The organism is Nitrospira sp. NS4 (genome assembly GCF_049546785.1).
In the GTDB taxonomy this organism is placed as follows: Bacteria; Nitrospirota; Nitrospiria; order Nitrospirales; family Nitrospiraceae; genus Nitrospira_D.
The window spans coordinates 685,397-703,499 of sequence record NZ_JBMWAN010000002.1; the positions used below are offsets into that span (position 1 = coordinate 685,397).

Consider the following 18,103-nt stretch of genomic DNA (forward strand, 5'->3'; position numbering starts at 1 on the left):
CTCCGTCTGTAAGAGTAACGAAGCCTCCCGGTTACCGGGAGGGTCCATCATCAACGGAAGGAGGATCCGATGAACCAGGTCACGCTGCAGATTGAAGGGATGAGCTGCGGTCATTGTGTCGGACAGGTGCGGAACGCCCTGGCGCGGTTGGACGGGGTACAGGTCCGCCAAGTGAAAGTGGGTGAGGCCGATCTGAGCTACGATCCGGAGACCCTGACGCTGACGGAGATTGTTGAGGCGGTGAAGCGGGCGGGCTACGAGGTTCAGGACGCCGGGAGGGCCGCATGACCAAGATGGATTGGTTGGTCATCATCGGCGGCCTCGCCGCCATTGCCTGGATCAATTGGTACTTTTTCCTCGCGAAACGGCGCGGGCCACAGACAGACAGGGCCAGGGTCGAGGGTCGGACGGGACATGAGCGCACAAGTTTCTCCATCGGAGGCATGACCTGCGCCGCCTGCCAGGTCAGGGTCCAACGGACACTCGAGCAGGAGCCGGGCGTGCTCGACGCCTCGGTGAACCTGCTCTTGAAGACCGCCGCTGTGACGTACGATCCGGCCGCCACGTCGCCGGACAGGCTCGTTGAGCTGGTGCGGAACACCGGGTACGAGGCGGAGCTCAGGGCACCGGGCCGGACCGCTGTGGAAGAGCAGGAAGCCAGGGATCTGGAACAGGACGAAGAGTTTCGGAATCTGAGATTCAAGGCGGTGGTGAGCGGGACCATCGGCATCCTCGCGATGGTCCTCTCGATGCCGCTGATGGGAGGGGCCGGAACCGGCTCCGCTCATGATCCCGTCATGCAATGGGCTATGGGCTCATTGGCACCGATTCTGATCCCGGTTGCTCCCCGGCTCTTCACGATCGCGCCGGCGCTGCTTTCGTTCACGTTGCTTCTGGCCACGCTCGCGGTCATGGCCTGGGCGGGGCGGCACTTCTATGTCCGGGCCTGGGCTTCCTTCCGCCACCATTCGGCGGACATGAATACGCTGGTCGCGGTGGGCACCGTGGCCGCGTTCCTCTATTCACTCATTGCGACCGTGGCGCCAGGGTTGTTTCTCTCCCGGGGAGTTTCTCCCGACCTCTATTACGAAGCCGTCATCATGATCATCGCGCTGATTCTGACGGGCAATGCGCTGGAATCCAGAGCTAAACGGCAGACATCCCTTGCCCTGCGGGGCCTCGCTTCTCTCCAGCCGAAACGTGCCCGGGTGCTGAGAAACCAGGTCGACACCGACGTGCCCGTTGAAGAGGTCCGGCCCGGAGACCTGGTGTTGGTCCGCCCCGGTGAGCGCATCCCGGTGGACGGCGAAGTCCTTTCCGGGAGCGGCTCCGTGGATGAGTCGATGCTGACCGGCGAGCCGCTGCCGGTTGTGAAACGGGCGGGCGATCGCGTCATCGGCGGCACGATCAACAAGACCGGGGCGATCCGTTACAGAGCCACCACGGTCGGAACCGGGAGCGTCCTCGCTCATATCATGGCGCTGATGCGCGCCGCGCAGGGCTCGCGCGCCCCGATTCAGAAACTGGCCGATCGCGTGAGCGGGATCTTCGTGCCGGTGGTCCTGTCGCTGGCGGTGGCGACCTTCGCGGTCTGGTTCGTCTCAGCCGGAGATGCCCCGGCGGTCCGGGCCTTCGCCGCCGCGGTCGCGGTCTTGATCATCGCCTGCCCCTGCGCCATGGGCCTGGCCGTGCCGACCGCCGTGATGGTGGCGACCGGGAAAGGGGCTCAGCTCGGCGTGCTGATGAAAGGCGGGGAGGTGCTCCAGCGGGCCAGTCAGGTGACCACCGTCGTCTTCGACAAGACCGGCACGGTGACGGAGGGATTTCCGTCCGTGACCGAGCTGGCGCTGCAGGACGGATCCCGTTGGACTGAACAGAGCCTGTTGCGACTGGTCGCGGCCGTGGAAGCCTCGTCGGAACATCCGCTCGCCGATGCGATCGTGCGTTATGCGAAGGCCCGGTCGATCGACCAAACGACGGTGGAATCGTTCGAGTCGCTGAGCGGGCGCGGCGCGGTCGGGATCGTCGAAGGACATGCCGTCGCCGTGGGCAATGCCGCGCTGATGGCCGACTATTCGGTCGACACTGGCTCTGTGGCGGGGAAGACGGAGCAATGTGCGGCGGAGGGACACACGCCGGTGTATGTCGCCATCGACGGGCGGCTCGCAGCCGTGATCGCCGTTGCCGATGCGGTGAAGCCCGGCTCGCCGGAAACCATCGCGAGGCTGAAGCAGCTTGGCCTGACCGTTACCATGTTGACGGGCGACCATCGGGGGACTGCGGAGGCGGTTGCACGGATCAGCGGGATCGGCCGGGTGGTGGCGGGCGTTCTGCCGGAGGGGAAGGTCGCGGAGATCAAACGGCTGCAGGAGGCGGGAGAAGTGGTGGCGATGGTCGGAGACGGTATCAATGACGCGCCGGCGCTGGCTCAAGCCGATGTCGGTATCGCCGTCGGGACCGGGGCAGACATTGCCCGGGAAGCGAGCGACGTCACCTTGATGCGGCCGGATCTGCGGGCGGTCGTCTCCACGATTCTGCTGGCGCGCCGGACGATGGGGGTGATGAAGCAGAACCTGTTCTGGGCCTTTGTCTACAATGTCGTCGGGATTCCGATTGCGGCAGGCGCGCTCTATCCGCACTTCGGATTGTTGCTCAGTCCCATCCTGGCCAGCGCCGCAATGGCAGTCAGTTCCGTGAGCGTGGTGGCCAATAGTTTACGGCTTCAACAGGCCAGGGTGCTGTGAGTGAGTTCATATGGTGCAAATGAAATCGAGAAGTGCCGAGACTTCGGCATGTGCCGAAATATCGGCGGCAAGAGTTTCGGCACTTCATCGGCTGCCGCGGGATCGAATAAGAAAGATTCGTAATTCCGTTGAGTTGTGTGATTGAAGCGGGAAAGGTGGGCTGGAACGGCCCTTGCCAAGATATCCGGTTATTCAGAAGAGATCAGAACGACAAGCAAGGGGGAGAAAAACATGCAGACAGCCACGACGATCTTTGAACCGACGAATATCGGGGGACTCACTCTGAAGAACCGGATTGTCATGGCTCCCATGACGAGGAACAGGGCCAGTGTTGCGGGCGTGCCGTCCGACCTGGCCGCGACGTACTATGCACAGCGGGCCTCGGCCGGCCTCATTATTACCGAAGGTACCCAGCCGAGCCCGGATGGCCAGGGCTATCCCAGGACACCCGGCATTCACTCGGCTGAGCAAATCGAAGCCTGGAGGAAGATCACCGACGCGGTCCATGCGAAGGGAGGGCGGATCTTCCTGCAGATCATGCATACGGGCCGGATCGCGCACCGGCTCAACCGGACGGTCTATAGGCCGCCGGTGGCTCCGTCCGCGATTCAGGCACTGGGCACGATCTACACGGACTCGTTGGGTCCCCAACCCCACAGTCTGCCACGGGCGCTGGCCACGGAAGAAATCCCCTCAGTCATCGAGGAGTATCGTCGGGCGACGATCAACGCGCTGGCGGCCGGCTTCGACGGGGTCGAACTGCATGCGGCGAACGGGTACCTGCCGATGCAGTTTCTTTCCTCGAACAGCAACCAACGGACCGACCGCTACGGCGGCAGCGTGCAGAATCGCGCCCGTTTCGTCATCGAAACGCTGGAGGCGATGATCGACGGGGCCGGGTCAGCCTCAAAGATCGGCCTCCGCGTGAGCCCGGGCAATACGTTCAACGACATGCACGACGCCAATCCGGTCGGGACCCATCTCCACCTGACCGAGGAAGTCAGCCCGCTGGGACTGGCCTACCTCCATATTCAACAGCAGCCGAAAGATGTCCATACCGGTGGTGTGTTCGATCCGGTGAAGCTGCTGAGGCCGATCTTCGACGGGCCGATCATCGCGACCGGGGGGTTCGACCGGGACAGCGCGAATCGGCTGCTCAGCAACGGAGGCGCGGACCTCATCGGCTTTGCCGCCTTATTCATCACGAATCCGGACCTCGTGGAGCGATTCCGGTCGGGGGCGCCGCTGGCGCCACCGGATGCCGCCACGTTCTACACGCCGGGACCGAAGGGATACACGGATTACCCGGTGCTCGGCACCGAGGCGTTGGTCGGCGCCCTGGCAGCGGGAGGCCGGTGGTCCTGAAGGCAGCGACAGCGGGAGCATCATGAACGAGACCATTCAATTTTTGACAGAGTACGGACCGCTGGTGTTGTTCGCCGTCGTGTTCGTCGAGCAGATCGGCCTGCCGTTGCCGGCTCTCCCGGTCCTGGTCGCGGCCGGGGTGCTGGCCGGAACCGGGCATGTGAATCTCTGGATCGCGCTCGGGGTGACGGTGTCAGCCGCGCTCGCGGCTGATTGGATCTGGTTCGAGCTGGGCCGTCGGCAGGGTCGCCGGGTGCTCGATGTGCTCTGCCGCATCGCCCTGGAACCGGATTCCTGCGTGAGACGGACGGAGGATTTTTTCACCAAGCACGGCCCCCATTCGCTGGTGGCGGCCAAGTTCATTCCCGGGTTGAGCACGATTGCGCCGCCCCTCGCCGGCATCGTCGGGTTGGGAGTTCCGTTCTTTCTGCTCTACGACGGGCTCGGCGCGCTGATCTGGGCCTGGTCCGGCCTGGGGATCGGCTATCTGTTCAGCGATCAGATCGAACAGGCCGTCACTTATGCGGAGCAGGTCGCGCCGGTTGCCACCGGCGCGGCCATCGGCGCCCTCGTCCTCTACATTGCGCACAAAGCCGTTTCACGTCGCCGGCAGCTCCGCGACGTGCCCCGTATCACGGTCGAGGAACTGAGGGGAAAACTGCGGACGGACGAGCCTCCCCTGCTGATCGACCTGCGGCCGCGCGCCGGTGCGGAGGTGGAACCGGGGATTCCGAGCGCGGTCCTGATGTCGCTGGACGAGTTGATTCGCCGCCACCATGAACTGCCGCGCCATCGCGATCTGGTCCTGTACTGCGGCTGCCCGGAGGATGTCACGAGCGCCCAGGGCACGATCCTCCTGCATAAGCGGGGGTTCACCCGCGTCTGGCCGCTGGCCGGTGGGATCGAGGCCTGGCGCAGGCACAGCGGAACGGGCGCGGGCCGTGAGTATGAGGCTGGTCCTGCCGTGGTTGTGGGAATGAGGGTGTGAGGAAGCTGACATGTTGAAGATCACGTCACTCAGGACCGGGGACTCCACGAGGCTCATACTGGAAGGACGTTTGGCCGGTCCATGGGTGGGGGAGCTCGAGCGGGCCTGGCGGGACAGCAAGGAGTCGACCCCCGGCTCCCTTGTCGTGGACCTGACGGGCGTCACATTCATCGAGCAAGAGGGGAAGGGGCTCTTGAGCAGGATATGGCTGGACGGGGCGGAACTGCTGGCGGCCGGATGTTGCTCCCGGTCCATCGTGGAGGACATTCGGTCGGCGGGCCGGTCCAATCCATCGGACCGTCCCACGAAGAATCCCTCGTGCTAGCGGGTCGCCCGATTGCCGGTCCCTGGCCGACGAAGTACGCCTTGCTAAGCTGGCCGTCGGACTACTAAGATTGCGCCGGGAGCGCAGGAGAACGTATCCATGAAGAGCCACTTGTCCCTGTCGACAGAAGCCGGAACGCCAATGATGACGCGCACAAACGTGAGGATGGCCCTTGTTCTCTCTTGTGTCCTGGCGACCCTGACCGGCTGCAAACCGGACGCCGGTTCAGCGCCCGCGCCGCCGATGGCGCAGGTTGAGGTGGTGACCGTCACGACGCAAACGATTCCCGACGAGCCGGAATTTATCGGCCAGGCCGAAGCCTCGCGTCCGGTCGAGATTCGCTCCCAGGTCACGGGCCTGCTCAAGGCGGTGTTGTATCCCGAAGGACGGGATGTCAGGAAAGGCGACCGGCTCTATCAGATCGATCCGGTGCCCTTCCAGGCCGCCGTGGCCAGTGCGAAGGCCAAGATCGCCCAGGCGGAAGCAAAGGTGGTGCAGGCCAAGCAGGACCTGGCCCGGGTGAAGCCCCTGCTGGCTGAGCAGGCCGTGAGCCAGAAGGATGTCGATGATGCGGTCGCCGAGGATATGGCGGCGAAAGCGCTCCTGCAGGCCGCGAAGGCGGATCTCATCAAGTCGCAGTTCGATCTGGATAACACCCTGATCACCGCGCCTATCGACGGGTTGATCGAGCGCAGCCGCTACTACGAAGGGCGGCTGGTTTCCGCCCAAACCGATTTGCTCACGACCATTCATCAAGTCAATCCCATGTTTGTGGTCGTCAGTGTGCCGGAGAGTTTCATCTTGAAGCGGCGGCGCGATATCGAATCGAAGAAGATCCATCACCCGGGCGTGTATCAATTGCGCGGCCGCCTGACATTGATGGACGGGACCGAATACCCCGAAGAGGCCGTTCTGGACCTGCTTGAGCCGGGGCTGCGGACCGAAACCGGGGCCCGGCAGGCCCGTCTCACCATCCCGAATCCGCAACGGATGCTGCTGCCCGGTCAGTTCGTGAAGGTCCGGTTTACCGGAGACACCAAGACGGACGCGATCCTGATTCCGCAACGCGCCGTGTTGCAGGGACCACAGGGGCCGTTTGTCTATGTCGTGGGGCCTGATGAAAAAGTGCAGATCCGCGACGTGGTGGCTTCCACCTGGAAGGGAGACCAGTGGCTTATCGACGAAGGGCTGAAGGCCGGAGACCGGGTCGTCGTGAACGGGCTCATGAAAATCGGTCCTGGTGCACCGGTGACGGCCGTCCCGGTCGGCGCCGAGCCGGCCCCGGCGGAAGCTCCCGCGGCTGCTCCTCCCTCCCCCGCCCAGAAACAAGGATAACGCGTGAAGGGACACGTCTTCATCGACCGGCCGATTCTGGCCTCTGTGGTCTCCATCATCATCGTGGTGATGGGGTTGCTGGCGTTGCAATTCCTGCCCGTCGCGCAGTTTCCGGAAATCACGCCGCCCGTCGTGCAGATCGATGCGGACTATCCCGGCGCCAGCGCGGAAGTGGCGGCCGAATCGGTCGCCCGTCCGATCGAGGTCACCCTCCCCGGCATCGACAATTTATTGTATTTCGATTCCACCAGCAGCAACGACGGCCACGTCACGATCAAGCTGACCTTCGAGATCGGCACCGATCCGGACATTGCTCAGGTGCAGACGCAGAACCGGGAAAAGCTCGCGGAAACGCAGCTGCCGACGGAAGTCATCCGGCAGGGGGTGTCCGTCAAGAAGATGTCTCCCGACCTCGTGGCGGTGGTCGTGCTGAAGTCGACCGATCCCCGCCACGATGCCGTCTTCCTCTCGAACTACGCGACGCTGCGGGTCGTGGACGATCTCAAGCGGGTCAAGGGCGTGGGCGATGCGATGGTATTCGGCCAGCAGAATTACAGCATGCGGATCATCCTCAATCCGCTGCAGATGGCGAAGCTGGGACTGATGCCGAGCGACGTCGCGGCGATCATCCGCGAGCAGAATCGCGATTATCCTGCCGGGACGATCGGGCGGGAGCCCGCGCCGAAGGGCACCGAGCTGACGATCCCGATCATCACCAAGGGCCGGCTGACCGATGTGAAGGACTTCGAGGAGCTGATCGTGCGGGCCCTGCCGGACGGGTCCACGGTCCGGCTCAAGGATGTGGCCCGCATCGAACTGGGCGCCCAGTCCTATTCGCTGGAAGGGCGCTGGAACAGCACCCCCACGACCTTTATCCTGACCTTTTTGTCTCCGGGGGCCAACGCCCTCGATACCGTGCGCCGGACCCGTGCGCAATTGGATGAGCTGGCGAAGAATTTCCCGCCCGGCGTGTCCTACGACATTCCCTATGACACGACGCGGTTTATCGAGGTCTCGATTCAGGAAGTGGTGAAGACCCTGGCCGAGGCCATGGTCCTCGTCGTGCTCGTCGTCTACGTGTTCCTCCAGAGCTGGCGCGCGACGATCATCCCCACCGTCGCCGTGCCGGTGTCGCTGATCGGGACTTTCATCGGCCTGTATGTCCTGGGCTTCTCGATCAATACCATCACCCTGTTCGGCATGGTATTGGCTATCGGGATCGTGGTGGACGACGCGATCGTCGTGGTGGAAAACGTCGAGCGCCACATGCGCGAAGACCGCGTGTCGGCAAAAGAAGCCGCCAAGCGGGCGATGAGCGAAGTCACGTCTCCGATCATTGCGATCGTCTTGGTTCTCGTGTCCGTCTTCGTCCCGGTCGGGTTTGTAGGCGGTATCACGGGGGCGCTCTATAAGCAGTTCGCTGCCACCATCGCGATTTCGGTGACGGTGTCGGGATTTGTCGCGCTCACGCTGAGCCCGGCCCTCTGCGCGATGGTGTTGCTGCCCCAGCATGGGGCGCGGGGCGGATTCTGGGCCTTCTTCGATCGAAACTTCGGGCGAACACAACAGGGATTTTCCCGCGTGGTCGGGTTGTTCCTGTCACGACCCGTCATGGTCATGTTGCTGTTCGGGGTCCTGCTGGTGGTGTCGGCCGGGCTCTTCAAGGCTTTGCCCAAGAGCTTCCTGCCGGAGGAGGATCAGGGCTATTTCATCGTTGTGGCGCAATTGCCGGACGGCGCCTCGAAGCAGCGGACCGATGCCGTGCTCGACCGCATCGAACATTTCTTCCAGGGGCACCCCGCCGTCCATTCGACTGACGCCATGTCAGGCCAGAATTTCGTCTTTGGGACCAGAGGGCCGAACGCGGCGACGATGTTCGTGCCGCTGAAGCTCTGGGACGAGCGCCCCGGGCCGCAGAACCATGTGAAGGCCCTGATCGGGGCGGCCTATGGCGAGTTCGCGAAGATTCCCGAGGCGCTGCTGCTGGCCTTCAACGCCCCGGCGATCCGCGGTGTGGGTGCGGTCGGGGGATTCTCGGCGCAGTTGCAAGATCCCAGCGGCGGGGACTTCAAGAAGTTCGCGGCGGTCGCGCAGCAGTTTGTCGAGCGGGCGCAGAAGGAGCCGGCCATAGGCCGCATCGGGACGAATTTCCGTGTCTCCTCCCCGCGGCTCTATGCGCACGTGAACCGGGAGCGGGCCAAAGCGCTCGGCATCCCGATCTCCGATGTCTTCGATACATTGCAAGCCTACTTCGGGAACTTCTACATCAACGACTTTGTGAAATTCGGGCGGGTCTATCACGTGCAGACGGAAGCCGAGGCCGAGTTCCGGGCGAATCCCGACGACATTGGCAAAATCTACGTCCGCGCGCAGAGCCCCCAGGGCATGAACATGATTCCGCTTGATACCGTTGTGACAACGGAGTATCAGAGCGGGCCGGACCCGGTGAATCACTTCAACGGGTACAACACGGCGATGGTGCTGGGTGCCGCCGCGCCGGGTTACAGTTCCGGCCAGGCGCTCGAAGCGCTGGAGCGAGTCGGAAAGGAAGTGCTGGTGCCGCAAGGGTACTCCATCGATTACAGCAACATTTCCTTTCAGGAGCGCCGGGTGGGCGGCCAATCCGGTGTGGTTTTCGCCGTCGGCCTCTTAATGGTGTTCCTGGTGCTGGCTGCGCAGTTCGAGAGCTGGGTCGTTCCCTTCGCGGTCATTCTGGCCGTGCCCTTCGCCATTTTCGGCGCGCTGACGGCGGTGTGGATCAGGGGATTTGAGAACGACATATACTTCCAGATCGGGCTGGTGACCCTGATCGGTCTCTCGGCCAAGAATGCGATCCTGATGGTCGAGTTTGCCAACACCCGTTACGAAGCGGGACGCCCGCTCATCGAAGCGGCCACGGAGGCCGCTAGGCTGCGGTTCCGGCCGATCATCATGACCTCGATGGCCTTCATTTTCGGCATGTTTCCCCTTGTCATGGCGCAGGGAGCCGGGGCCGCGAGTCGCCAGTCCATCGGGACCGGCGTGCTGGGGGGCATGCTGGCCGCCACCTTCCTCGCGATCTTCTTCGTGCCGTTGTTTTATGTGTTAATCCGGAAGCTGACGACCCGCCGCCGGGCTGCGGTCGCTGCTGCCGGACCGGCGGAGACGCCGAACCTGTTACCCGATGAGGAGCGTTGATATGCAGAGGTTCATAGCTCTCGGACTGTCGTTCCTGCTGGCATCCTGTGCGATGGGGCCGGATTACGAACGGCCTAAGACCGAGACCGGCGACCGGTTCCGGATGGCGGAAGCTCCCGCCGATGCGCCGTCGCTGGCCAACCTGCCCTGGTGGGAGTTGCTTCAAGATGAAGAGCTCCAGGGGTTGATCAAGATCTCGCTGGCCGAGAACAAAGATCTTCAGCGGGCGGTGGCGGCGGTCGATGAGTTTCAGGCCCGCGCGCTCCTCGCGAAATCCGATTTCCTTCCAGGGCTGGCGGCTACCGGTAATGCGCCGTTCGGGCGGAAAACCGTCTTCCTCGTCCCCGGCTTTCCCAACCCGTTCAACTATTATCTGCAGGCGAATCTTACCTGGGAACTGGATTTCTGGGGCCGCATCCGGCGCTCCAATGAGGCGGCGCTCGCGGACCTGTTCGCGAAAGAGGAGAACCGGCGCGCCGTCGTCTTGCAGCTGGTCAGCGGGGTTGCGGAAAGCTACTTCAACCTGCTGCAGTTCGATGCCCAGCTCGATATTGCGAAGCGCACGTTGCAATCGTGGGAGGAATCCGTCCGCATCGCTCAGGCCCGGTTGAAGCAGGGCCTGACGTCCCGACTGGATACGGATCAGTTTGAAGCCGAGCGGGCGAACGCCGCGGCCCGGGCCGCCGAACTCGAACGGCAGATGGTGCAAGCGGAAAATCAGTTGAGCGTGCTGCTCGGGCGGAAGCCCCAGGCGATCCCACGCGGCCGGTCGTTGGACGAACAACCGGTTCCGCCGGAGGTGCCCGCCGGACTTCCGTCGGAGCTGCTCCAACGGCGCCCCGATCTGCTCGACGCGGAGCAGCAACTGGCCGCGGCGACCGCCCGGATCGGCGCCGCCAAAGCGGAACGGTTCCCCAAATTCTCGCTGACCGGCATGCTCGGCACGGCCAGCCCGCACCTCTCAAAGTTCTTCACCGATCCCGCGTCCTTCGGGGTCGGCGGCGGCGGCATTACCGCCCCGCTCTTCAGCGGACAGTTGCTCGGCTATCAACAGGAGGCCATGGAGGCCCAATCCAAACAGGCCCTGGCGCAGTACGAGAAAACGGTCCTGACCGCCTTGCGTGAGGTGGAAGACTCGCTGGTGTCGGTGCGGACCGCTCGTGATCAGAACAAGGCGCAACAGCAGCAAGTCAACGCGCTGCAGTCCGCGCTGCGTCTGGCCGAATTGCGCTATAAAGGCGGACTCGCCAACTATCTGGACGTGCTCGTGGCTCGCCGCAATCTGTTCGAAGCCGAACTGGCCATGACAGGGTCGCGCCGGCTTCACTTGGTCTCGGTGGTCCAGCTCTACAAGGCGCTCGGCGGCGGCTGGTCGCCTGACATGGAGCGGGTAAAAGAGGCCGGCAAGGAATAAGTCCGATGGAGAATCCGGCTGAGACGGTCTACCCGATTCACGAATTGCTTGCACGCCGGTGGAGTCCCCGCGCCTTTGCGGAGCGACCGGTTGAACCGGAGTTGCTTCGCAGCCTGTTCGAAGCGGCCCGTTGGGCCCCCTCTTCCAGCAATGAGCAACCCTGGCGGTTTGTCGTCGCAACCAAACACGACCAGCCGGCCTATGATCGACTCCTGGCCTGTCTGCTGGAAGGTAACCGGAAGTGGGCCTTCCGCGCGCCGGTCTTGATCTTGTCTGTGGCATGCATGAATTTTAACGATAACGCGAAGCCGAACCGGCATGCCTTTCACGATACCGGGATGGCCGTTGAGAATCTTCTCCTCCAAGCGGCCGCGCTCGGACTTATCGGGCACCCCATGGCGGGATTCGATATCGAGCGGGCGCGCGGGGAGCTCAAGATTCCGTCCGGCTATGAGCCGGTTGCGATGATCGCGGTCGGGTATTCCGGCGATCTGAACGTGCTGCCGGACTATTTGCAGCAGCGCGAGGTGAAGCCACGGGCACGGAAGCCGCTGGTGGAGATGACCTACGCAGGACTGTGGGGCGTGCCCCTTCCGCTCCCCCGATCGTGAGAGGACGAACCGATGGCGGCGTTGAGCGGAAAGGTGGCGATCGTGACCGGCGCGTCCAGCGGGATCGGGCGGGCTATCGCCGAACGTCTGGCCGAAGAGGGCGCGCTCGTCGTGGTCAACTACGCCAGGAGCGCTGAGAAGGCCCAACAGGTCGTGACGGGGATGCAAGCCAAGGGCGGAAAGGCGGTGGCGGTGCAGGCCGACATGAGCCGCGTGGCTGAGGCCCGCCGCCTCGTGATCGACACGGTGAAGCAATTCGGCCGCTTGGACATTCTCGTGAACAATGCGGGGAAGTTTCTCCCGAAGCTGCTTGCGGAGATGACCGAAGCGGAGTTCGATCAGGTGCTGGCCCTGCACGCGAAGGGACCGTATTTTGCGATGCAGGAGGCGGCGAAGGCGCTCAAGGAGGGCGGTCGGATCGTGAATATTTCGACCGCCGGAACACAGAGGACCTTCTACGGAGCGACGGCGCATCTCGGGAGCAAAGCCGCGCTGGAACAATACACAAAGGGTTTGGCGCTGGAGCTGGCGCCGCGAGGCATCACGGTCAATGCCGTTTCGCCGGGTATTACGGACACAGGGGTGCTGACGGAGCAGTATCGCCAGTTCGGGATTCAGTGGTCGCCGTTCAAACGGCTCGGCTTGCCGAACGACATTGCGGATATTGTGGCCTTCCTCGTGAGCGAGGACGCGCGCTGGCTGACCGGGCAGAATATTCAGGCCGGCGGCGGCATCGTGATGTAAAGCAGGCCAAGGCTTAGGCTCAGGCTCAGGGAAATCGCCGGAATGCTTCCTCAACCCTGACCTCAGCCTTGGCCTGGCTGGCGGGACTTGTGAACATTCTCTCAGGAGGTGAACAATGGCAGATAAAAAAGTGATTGCGGTGGTGGGTGCCACCGGGGCGCAGGGCGGAGGGCTCGTCCGGGCGATTGTGAACGATCCGGGCAGCGGATTCGTCGCTCGGGCCCTGACCCGGGATGTGAATTCGGACAAGGCCAAGGCCTTGGCCAAGCTCGGCGCGGAAGTGGTGGCGGCCAATCTGGACGATGCCGAAAGTCTGAAACGGGCATTTACCGGGGCTTACGGCGCGTTTTGCCTGACGAACTTCTGGGAGCATTTCTCGCCGGAAAAGGAATATGCGCAGGTGAAGGCGCAGGCCGACGCGGCGAAGCAGGCAGGCGTGCAGCATGCTATCTGGTCGACGCTGGAGGACACGCGCAAGCGGGTGCCGTTGACGGACAACCGGATGCCCACGTTGATGGGCAAGTACAAGGTGCCGCACTTCGATGCCAAGGGCGAGGCCGACCAGGAGTTCACGAAGCTGGGTGTGCCGACGACGTTCCTGCTGACCTCGTTCTATTGGGACAATATGATTTTCTTCGGGATGGGGCCGAAGAAGGGGCCGGACGGCGCCTTGGCCCTCACGCTCCCGATGGCCGACAAGAAGCTGCCGGGCATTGCCGCGGAGGATATCGGGAAGTGCGCGCTCGGCATCTTCAAGCAAGGCCGCGAGTATATCGGCAAGAGGGTCGGGATTGCCGGCGAGCACCTCACGGGCGCTGAGATGGCCGAGGCGATGACGAAGGCCTTGGGCCAGCCGGTGCGTTACAACGAGGTGACACCGGAGGTGTATCGGGGATTCGGATTTCCCGGCGCCGACGATCTAGGCAACATGTTTCAGTTCAAGCGCGATTTCAACGACCTGTTCTGCGGAGCGCGGAACCCGTCTGTGGCGAGGAGTTTGAACCCCGGGTTGTTGACGTTTGAGGCGTGGCTGGCGCAAAACAAGAGCCGGATCCCTCTCACATAACGCGAACATCCCAAAGGAGTGACGATGGCACGACAGAACATTTCAACCGGCGGTCCCTGGGAAGGCAAAATCGGGTATTCACGGGCGGTACGCGTGGGCGCCCATATTTCTGTGTCTGGTTCGACGGCGATGACGCCTTCCGGCCTGGCGGGGAAGGGCGATCCCTATGCCCAGACGATTCAAACCTTCAAAACGATCGAAGCGGCGCTGCAGCAGGCCGGCGCCTCCCTGGCCGATGTGGTGCGGACCAGAATTTACATGGCGAATATCGATCAGTGGCAGGAAGTCGGACGCGCGCACGGCGAAGTCTTCGGCAATATCAGGCCTGCGACGACGATGGTGGAAGTGAAGCGGCTCATCGATCCGGACATGCTGGTCGAAATCGAAGCCGACGCGATCGTCAGTCAGGGGTAACATCCGCGCGACCGCCCTTCAGCAATTCCATGAGAAGGCCGCGGAGCGTATCCGGAAGCGGCTCATCGCGCTGTTTCCGTTCGTCGGTCTCCTTGGCCTCAGGAGCTTCTCGCCGCCGATCGGGCCACAACCGAATCGTGAGGACGAGCGCAGACGTGCGCGGCACATCCTTCATTGAGCAGGAAGGGGGGCAGACTATGGCAGCCAAACAGCGTGGAAGGACAAACACGACGAAGGCCAGGAAGCAACCGGCCGTGAAGCCCGATGCGATTATGCAGTTGGGGATGGGATTTTGGGGGTCGAAAACGCTCCTGAGCGCCATCGAGTTGGGACTCTTTACGGAGCTGGCCAAGGGGGCGCTGGACGCCGACGCGATTCAGGATCGTCTGTCGCTCCATCCGCGCGGCGTCCGGGATTTTCTGGATACGCTGGTGTCCCTCGGCATGTTGCAGCGACGAGGCAGCCGCTATGCCAACACGCCGGAGACCAACCTGTTTCTCGATCGGAACAAACCCTCCTATGCCGGGGGGATGTTGGAGATGTGCAATGCGCGGCTGTACAAGTTTTGGGGCTCGTTGACGGACGGACTGCGCACCGGGTTGCCGCAGAACGAGGCGAAAGAAGGAGGAAACTTTTTTGCCGCGCTCTATGCGGATCCCGTCAGGCTGGAGGGATTTCTCAAGGCCATGACGGGGTTGAGTTTCGGCGCGGCCCGGGCGATTGCGAAACGATTCCCCTGGAAACAGTACAAGACGTTTGTGGATGTGGGTTGCGCCCAGGGCGGCGTGCCGGTGCAGGTCGCCCTGGCCCATCCGCATCTGACCGGCGGCGGGATGGACCTGCCGGTGGTGCAGCCGATCTTTGAATCCTACGTGCGGGAGCAGGGGCTGGAGAAGCGTCTCCGGTTCCATCTTGGGGACTTCTTCACCGCTCCCCTGCCTCAGGCGGATGTGATCATCATGGGTCATATCCTCCACGACTGGGATCTTGAAGAAAAACGGATGTTGCTCAGGAAAGCCTACGATGCCTTGCCGAAAGGCGGGGCGTTGATCGTGCACGAGTCGCTGATCGACGACGACCGGAAGACGAACACGCTGGGTCTCCTCATGAGTCTGAATATGCTCATCGAGACGCCGGGGGGGTTCGATTACACGGGGAAAGATTGCCGGGGCTGGATGAAAGAGGCGGGGTTCCGCAGGACCTATGTGGAGCCGCTTGCCGGACCCGATTCGATGGTGGTAGGGATCAAATAGATCATGGCCGATCCGAAGAACCGGCTGGTGTCCAACGTGGCGGGCAACTTCTACGTGGATGCGACCTGCATCAACTGCGATACCTGCCGTCAGCTGGCCCCGTCCAGCTTCGAGGAATTCGGTGAGTTCTCAGCCGTGCGGCATCAGCCTGAAGGCGAGAGGCAAATCCATCAGGCCTATCAAGCGCTGCTGGCCTGTCCGGTCGGCTCGATCGGGACGGAGCAGGGCGACAAGGGCGCGCTGCACGCGGCGATGGCGAGCTTTCCTCTCCTGCTCGAAGACGGGGTGTTCTTCTGCGGCTTTAATGCGAAGAAGTCGTTCGGGGCCAACAGTTTCTTCGTCGAGCATCCGGCGGGCAACTGGCTGATCGATTCGCCGCGCTACGTGAAGCATCTGGTTGAGGCCTTCGAACAGAGAGGCGGGATCGCCTGCATCTTCCTCACGCACGAAGACGACGTGGCCGACGCCGATAAATACGCCCGGCATTTCGGGGCTACGCGGATCATTCACAGCGGCGATGCGGAGGCCGTGCCGGATGCCGAGCGGATTCTCGAAGGGCTGGACGCAGTCCTGCTCGCGCCGGACTTTCTGGCGATTCCAGTCCCGGGTCATACGGCCGGCAGCATGGCCTTGCTGTACAAAAACCGGTTTCTGTTTACCGGCGATCATCTCTGGTGGGATGCTGCGCAGCAGCGGCTCGGCGCCCCGCAACGGCTGGTCTGGAGGAAGCGCGTGCTGGTGGACTCCATCCAGAAACTGCTCAACTACCCGTTTGAATGGGTCCTGGCCGGGCATGGCGACCGGATCAGGCTTACAAGCGACGAGATGAACAGGCAGTTGCAGGCGTTGGTCGAACGGCGTCAGATCACCCCGGTCTTGTCCTGACAGGATGCTGAAAAGTCCGTCAGGGCGTGCTCGCGTTGCCGGCCGGAATTGTTGAGCCTCCTGTGGGGTGAGGGAACCTCAGTGTAGATGTGCGATGCAGCAGCATATTGGTCGAAATAAGACGGATTCCGTAGCCTGCTAACGATGTTCACACCGCTTGCCCAGTGGATTGATCGCAATATCCTCTCGCTCGGACGTGACATGCGGTTGTCCTACCTGCCGCCGCTCATGGTCTACATGGCCTACGGCATTTCCGGGTTGACCGGTATCGTCGGCACCTTTTTCGTGAAAGACTACTTGGGGCTCTCGGCCTCCTTCCTGGCGGCGCTGGGATTCTGGGCCGGCATTCCCTGGGCGCTGAAGATGCCGATCGGACATACGGTCGATCTCCTGTGGCGGTGGAAAAGCTGGCTGGTGGGGTTGGGTGCCGGATTCTTAGCCCTCAGTCTCGGGATCATGGCGGCGCTGATCGGGAATCGCGAGGCGATGACGGCCATCCTCCCCGCGGAGGTCTGGTTCGTCATAAGCGCACTGCTGTCCCCCATCGGGTACGTCATTCAGGACGCGGTGGCGGATGCGATGACGGTCGAGGCGGTTCCACGCGTCGATGAACGGGGCCGGCCGTTCGACGAGCCGACGCGCAAGCTCATGCATACGACGATGCAGACGCTGGGCCGTGTGGCGATTGTCGGCGGCGGAATTCTGGTGGCGATGATCAATGTCTATGTATTCACGGGTGTCGAAGGGCTGCCGCAAACAGAGATCGTGCGGCTCTATAAGCAGGTCTACCTGATGGCGCTGGTCATTCCTTTCGTGTCGGTCCTCGGTCTGGGGGTGGCCTGGTGGCTCAGAAGGCAGCACCGGCAACAGCTGTTGCAACAGGGATTCTCGCGCGAGCAGGCCGAGCAGATGGTGCAGGTGCGGGAAGAGTCGGGCGAACCGACGAAGCCGAATTGGTGGATTCTGGGCGGCAGCCTCGCCTTCGTGCTCTTCACGCTGACGGTCGGGTTCGGGGGCTTCGCCTATAGCGAGGAGATCGTCTTCGCGGGCTCGATGTCCATCGTCCTGTTCCTCATGGCCAGGCTGGTACGCGAACTGGAACCGGACAAGCGGTTCACGTTGGTGGGTACGGCGGTGGTGGTCTTTCTCTTCCGCGCGATTCCCGGCTCCGGGCCCGGCGCGACCTGGTGGATGATCGACCAACTCAAGTTCGACCAGCAGTTTCTCTCGGTCCTCTCGCTGATCGGGAGCACGTTGACGCTGGTGGGCATGTTTGTGTTCCGCCGGTTCATGGCCGAGCGATCCATCGCGTACGTCGTGGGCTTTCTCACCATCATCGGGACCCTTCTCGCGCTGCCGATTGTGAGCATGTTCTATGGCTTGCACGAATGGACGGCGAGGATGACCGGGGGATTCGTCGATGCGCGGTTCATCGCGTTGATCGACACAGCGCTGGAGTCGCCGCTCGGTCAGATCTCCATGATCCCCATGCTGGCCTGGATTGCGAACTCGGCGCCGGCCAACTTGAAAGCCACCTTCTTCGCGGTGATGGCCTCCTTCACGAACCTGGCCCTCTCCTTCAGTCAACTCGGCACCAAGTATCTGAACGAGATCTTTATTGTCACGCGGGAGGTGAAGGATGTGGCCACTGGTGTGATCCAAACGCCCGCAGACTACAGCCAGCTCGGGTCGCTGCTCATCGTCCAATTACTCCTGGGCCTCGCCCTCCCCTTCCTCGCGATCATGTTTGCCAAAGTGACGCGCTTCAAAAGTGCATGACGA

The 18,103-nt window shown here is 62.8% G+C and carries 16 protein-coding genes; 15 read left to right on the forward strand and 1 reads right to left on the reverse strand.

Annotated elements, in window-relative coordinates:
- The first annotated feature begins 69 nt into the window (after positions 1-69).
- The 12 genes from ACO9S2_RS07875 (at position 70) to ACO9S2_RS07930 (ending at position 14,183) form a co-directional block, all read left to right on the forward strand.
- On the forward strand, positions 70-288 hold the full coding sequence (locus ACO9S2_RS07875; protein ID WP_423721414.1) for a heavy-metal-associated domain-containing protein: 219 nt from the start codon (positions 70-72) through the stop codon (positions 286-288).
- Positions 285-2,744, forward strand: a complete 2,460-nt coding sequence (locus ACO9S2_RS07880; protein ID WP_423721415.1) for a heavy metal translocating P-type ATPase — start codon at positions 285-287, stop codon at positions 2,742-2,744. The genes ACO9S2_RS07875 and ACO9S2_RS07880 overlap by 4 nt, the downstream gene beginning before the upstream one ends.
- Positions 2,745-2,975: 231 nt before the next feature.
- On the forward strand, positions 2,976-4,109 hold the full coding sequence (locus ACO9S2_RS07885; RefSeq protein ID WP_423721416.1) for an alkene reductase: 1,134 nt from the start codon (positions 2,976-2,978) through the stop codon (positions 4,107-4,109).
- Between the two features lie 22 nt (positions 4,110-4,131).
- Positions 4,132-5,097: a VTT domain-containing protein gene (locus ACO9S2_RS07890; protein ID WP_423721417.1), complete on the forward strand. Its 966-nt coding sequence runs from the start codon at positions 4,132-4,134 to the stop codon at positions 5,095-5,097.
- A 10-nt stretch (positions 5,098-5,107) separates the two neighbouring features.
- Positions 5,108-5,422 (forward strand): hypothetical protein, encoded by a 315-nt coding sequence (locus tag ACO9S2_RS07895; RefSeq protein WP_423721418.1) that lies wholly within the window; start codon positions 5,108-5,110, stop codon positions 5,420-5,422.
- A gap of 99 nt (positions 5,423-5,521) precedes the next feature.
- The gene (locus tag ACO9S2_RS07900; RefSeq protein WP_423721419.1) at positions 5,522-6,757 is read left to right on the forward strand and encodes an efflux RND transporter periplasmic adaptor subunit; all 1,236 of its coding nucleotides are present in this window, start codon (positions 5,522-5,524) and stop codon (positions 6,755-6,757) included.
- Between the two features lie 3 nt (positions 6,758-6,760).
- Positions 6,761-9,934 (forward strand): multidrug efflux RND transporter permease subunit, encoded by a 3,174-nt coding sequence (locus tag ACO9S2_RS07905; RefSeq protein WP_423721420.1) that lies wholly within the window; start codon positions 6,761-6,763, stop codon positions 9,932-9,934.
- A 1-nt stretch (position 9,935) separates the two neighbouring features.
- A complete protein-coding gene (locus ACO9S2_RS07910) occupies positions 9,936-11,348 on the forward strand; it encodes an efflux transporter outer membrane subunit (RefSeq protein ID WP_423721421.1) in 1,413 nt (470 codons plus the stop codon).
- A gap of 5 nt (positions 11,349-11,353) precedes the next feature.
- Positions 11,354-11,959, forward strand: a complete 606-nt coding sequence (locus tag ACO9S2_RS07915; RefSeq protein ID WP_423721422.1) for a nitroreductase family protein — start codon at positions 11,354-11,356, stop codon at positions 11,957-11,959.
- A gap of 12 nt (positions 11,960-11,971) precedes the next feature.
- Entirely contained in the window at positions 11,972-12,703 is a 732-nt protein-coding gene (locus ACO9S2_RS07920; RefSeq protein WP_423721423.1) for a glucose 1-dehydrogenase, read from the forward strand.
- 115 nt (positions 12,704-12,818) lie between these two features.
- The gene (locus ACO9S2_RS07925; RefSeq protein WP_423721425.1) at positions 12,819-13,769 is read left to right on the forward strand and encodes an NmrA/HSCARG family protein; all 951 of its coding nucleotides are present in this window, start codon (positions 12,819-12,821) and stop codon (positions 13,767-13,769) included.
- Positions 13,770-13,793: 24 nt separating this feature from the next.
- Complete coding sequence (locus tag ACO9S2_RS07930; protein ID WP_423721426.1) at positions 13,794-14,183, forward strand: RidA family protein; 390 nt, start codon at positions 13,794-13,796, stop codon at positions 14,181-14,183.
- Here ACO9S2_RS07930 and ACO9S2_RS07935 read toward each other — a convergent pair.
- Positions 14,170-14,349 (reverse strand): hypothetical protein, encoded by a 180-nt coding sequence (locus tag ACO9S2_RS07935; RefSeq protein ID WP_423721427.1) that lies wholly within the window; start codon positions 14,347-14,349, stop codon positions 14,170-14,172. The genes ACO9S2_RS07930 and ACO9S2_RS07935 overlap by 14 nt on opposite strands.
- A gap of 31 nt (positions 14,350-14,380) precedes the next feature.
- Between ACO9S2_RS07935 and ACO9S2_RS07940 the strand changes: the two genes are divergently transcribed.
- The 3 genes from ACO9S2_RS07940 to ACO9S2_RS07950 all read left to right on the forward strand — a co-directional run bounded on the left by ACO9S2_RS07940 (position 14,381) and on the right by ACO9S2_RS07950 (position 18,100).
- The gene (locus tag ACO9S2_RS07940; protein ID WP_423721428.1) at positions 14,381-15,436 is read left to right on the forward strand and encodes a methyltransferase; all 1,056 of its coding nucleotides are present in this window, start codon (positions 14,381-14,383) and stop codon (positions 15,434-15,436) included.
- A gap of 3 nt (positions 15,437-15,439) precedes the next feature.
- Positions 15,440-16,321 (forward strand): MBL fold metallo-hydrolase, encoded by an 882-nt coding sequence (locus tag ACO9S2_RS07945; RefSeq protein WP_423721429.1) that lies wholly within the window; start codon positions 15,440-15,442, stop codon positions 16,319-16,321.
- Between the two features lie 144 nt (positions 16,322-16,465).
- Positions 16,466-18,100 carry a hypothetical protein gene (locus ACO9S2_RS07950; RefSeq protein WP_423721430.1) on the forward strand — a complete coding sequence of 545 codons (1,635 nt, stop codon included), beginning with the start codon at positions 16,466-16,468 and terminating at the stop codon, positions 18,098-18,100.
- Positions 18,101-18,103 lie beyond the last annotated feature (3 nt).

Bases quoted from the DNA above. Each gene is read 5' to 3' on its own strand.
- ACO9S2_RS07890 (WP_423721417.1), top strand. From the start codon at position 4,132: ATGAACGAGACCATTCAATTTTTGACAGAGTACGGACCGCTGGTGTTG.
- ACO9S2_RS07885 (WP_423721416.1), top strand. From the start codon at position 2,976: ATGCAGACAGCCACGACGATCTTTGAACCGACGAATATCGGGGGACTC.
- ACO9S2_RS07950 (WP_423721430.1), top strand. From the start codon at position 16,466: ATGTTCACACCGCTTGCCCAGTGGATTGATCGCAATATCCTCTCGCTC.
- ACO9S2_RS07925 (WP_423721425.1), top strand. From the start codon at position 12,819: ATGGCAGATAAAAAAGTGATTGCGGTGGTGGGTGCCACCGGGGCGCAG.
- ACO9S2_RS07900 (WP_423721419.1), top strand. From the start codon at position 5,522: ATGAAGAGCCACTTGTCCCTGTCGACAGAAGCCGGAACGCCAATGATG.
- ACO9S2_RS07910 (WP_423721421.1), top strand. From the start codon at position 9,936: ATGCAGAGGTTCATAGCTCTCGGACTGTCGTTCCTGCTGGCATCCTGT.
- ACO9S2_RS07920 (WP_423721423.1), top strand. From the start codon at position 11,972: ATGGCGGCGTTGAGCGGAAAGGTGGCGATCGTGACCGGCGCGTCCAGC.
- ACO9S2_RS07880 (WP_423721415.1), top strand. From the start codon at position 285: ATGACCAAGATGGATTGGTTGGTCATCATCGGCGGCCTCGCCGCCATT.
- ACO9S2_RS07895 (WP_423721418.1), top strand. From the start codon at position 5,108: ATGTTGAAGATCACGTCACTCAGGACCGGGGACTCCACGAGGCTCATA.
- ACO9S2_RS07915 (WP_423721422.1), top strand. From the start codon at position 11,354: ATGGAGAATCCGGCTGAGACGGTCTACCCGATTCACGAATTGCTTGCA.
- ACO9S2_RS07930 (WP_423721426.1), top strand. From the start codon at position 13,794: ATGGCACGACAGAACATTTCAACCGGCGGTCCCTGGGAAGGCAAAATC.
- ACO9S2_RS07940 (WP_423721428.1), top strand. From the start codon at position 14,381: ATGGCAGCCAAACAGCGTGGAAGGACAAACACGACGAAGGCCAGGAAG.
- ACO9S2_RS07945 (WP_423721429.1), top strand. From the start codon at position 15,440: ATGGCCGATCCGAAGAACCGGCTGGTGTCCAACGTGGCGGGCAACTTC.
- ACO9S2_RS07875 (WP_423721414.1), top strand. From the start codon at position 70: ATGAACCAGGTCACGCTGCAGATTGAAGGGATGAGCTGCGGTCATTGT.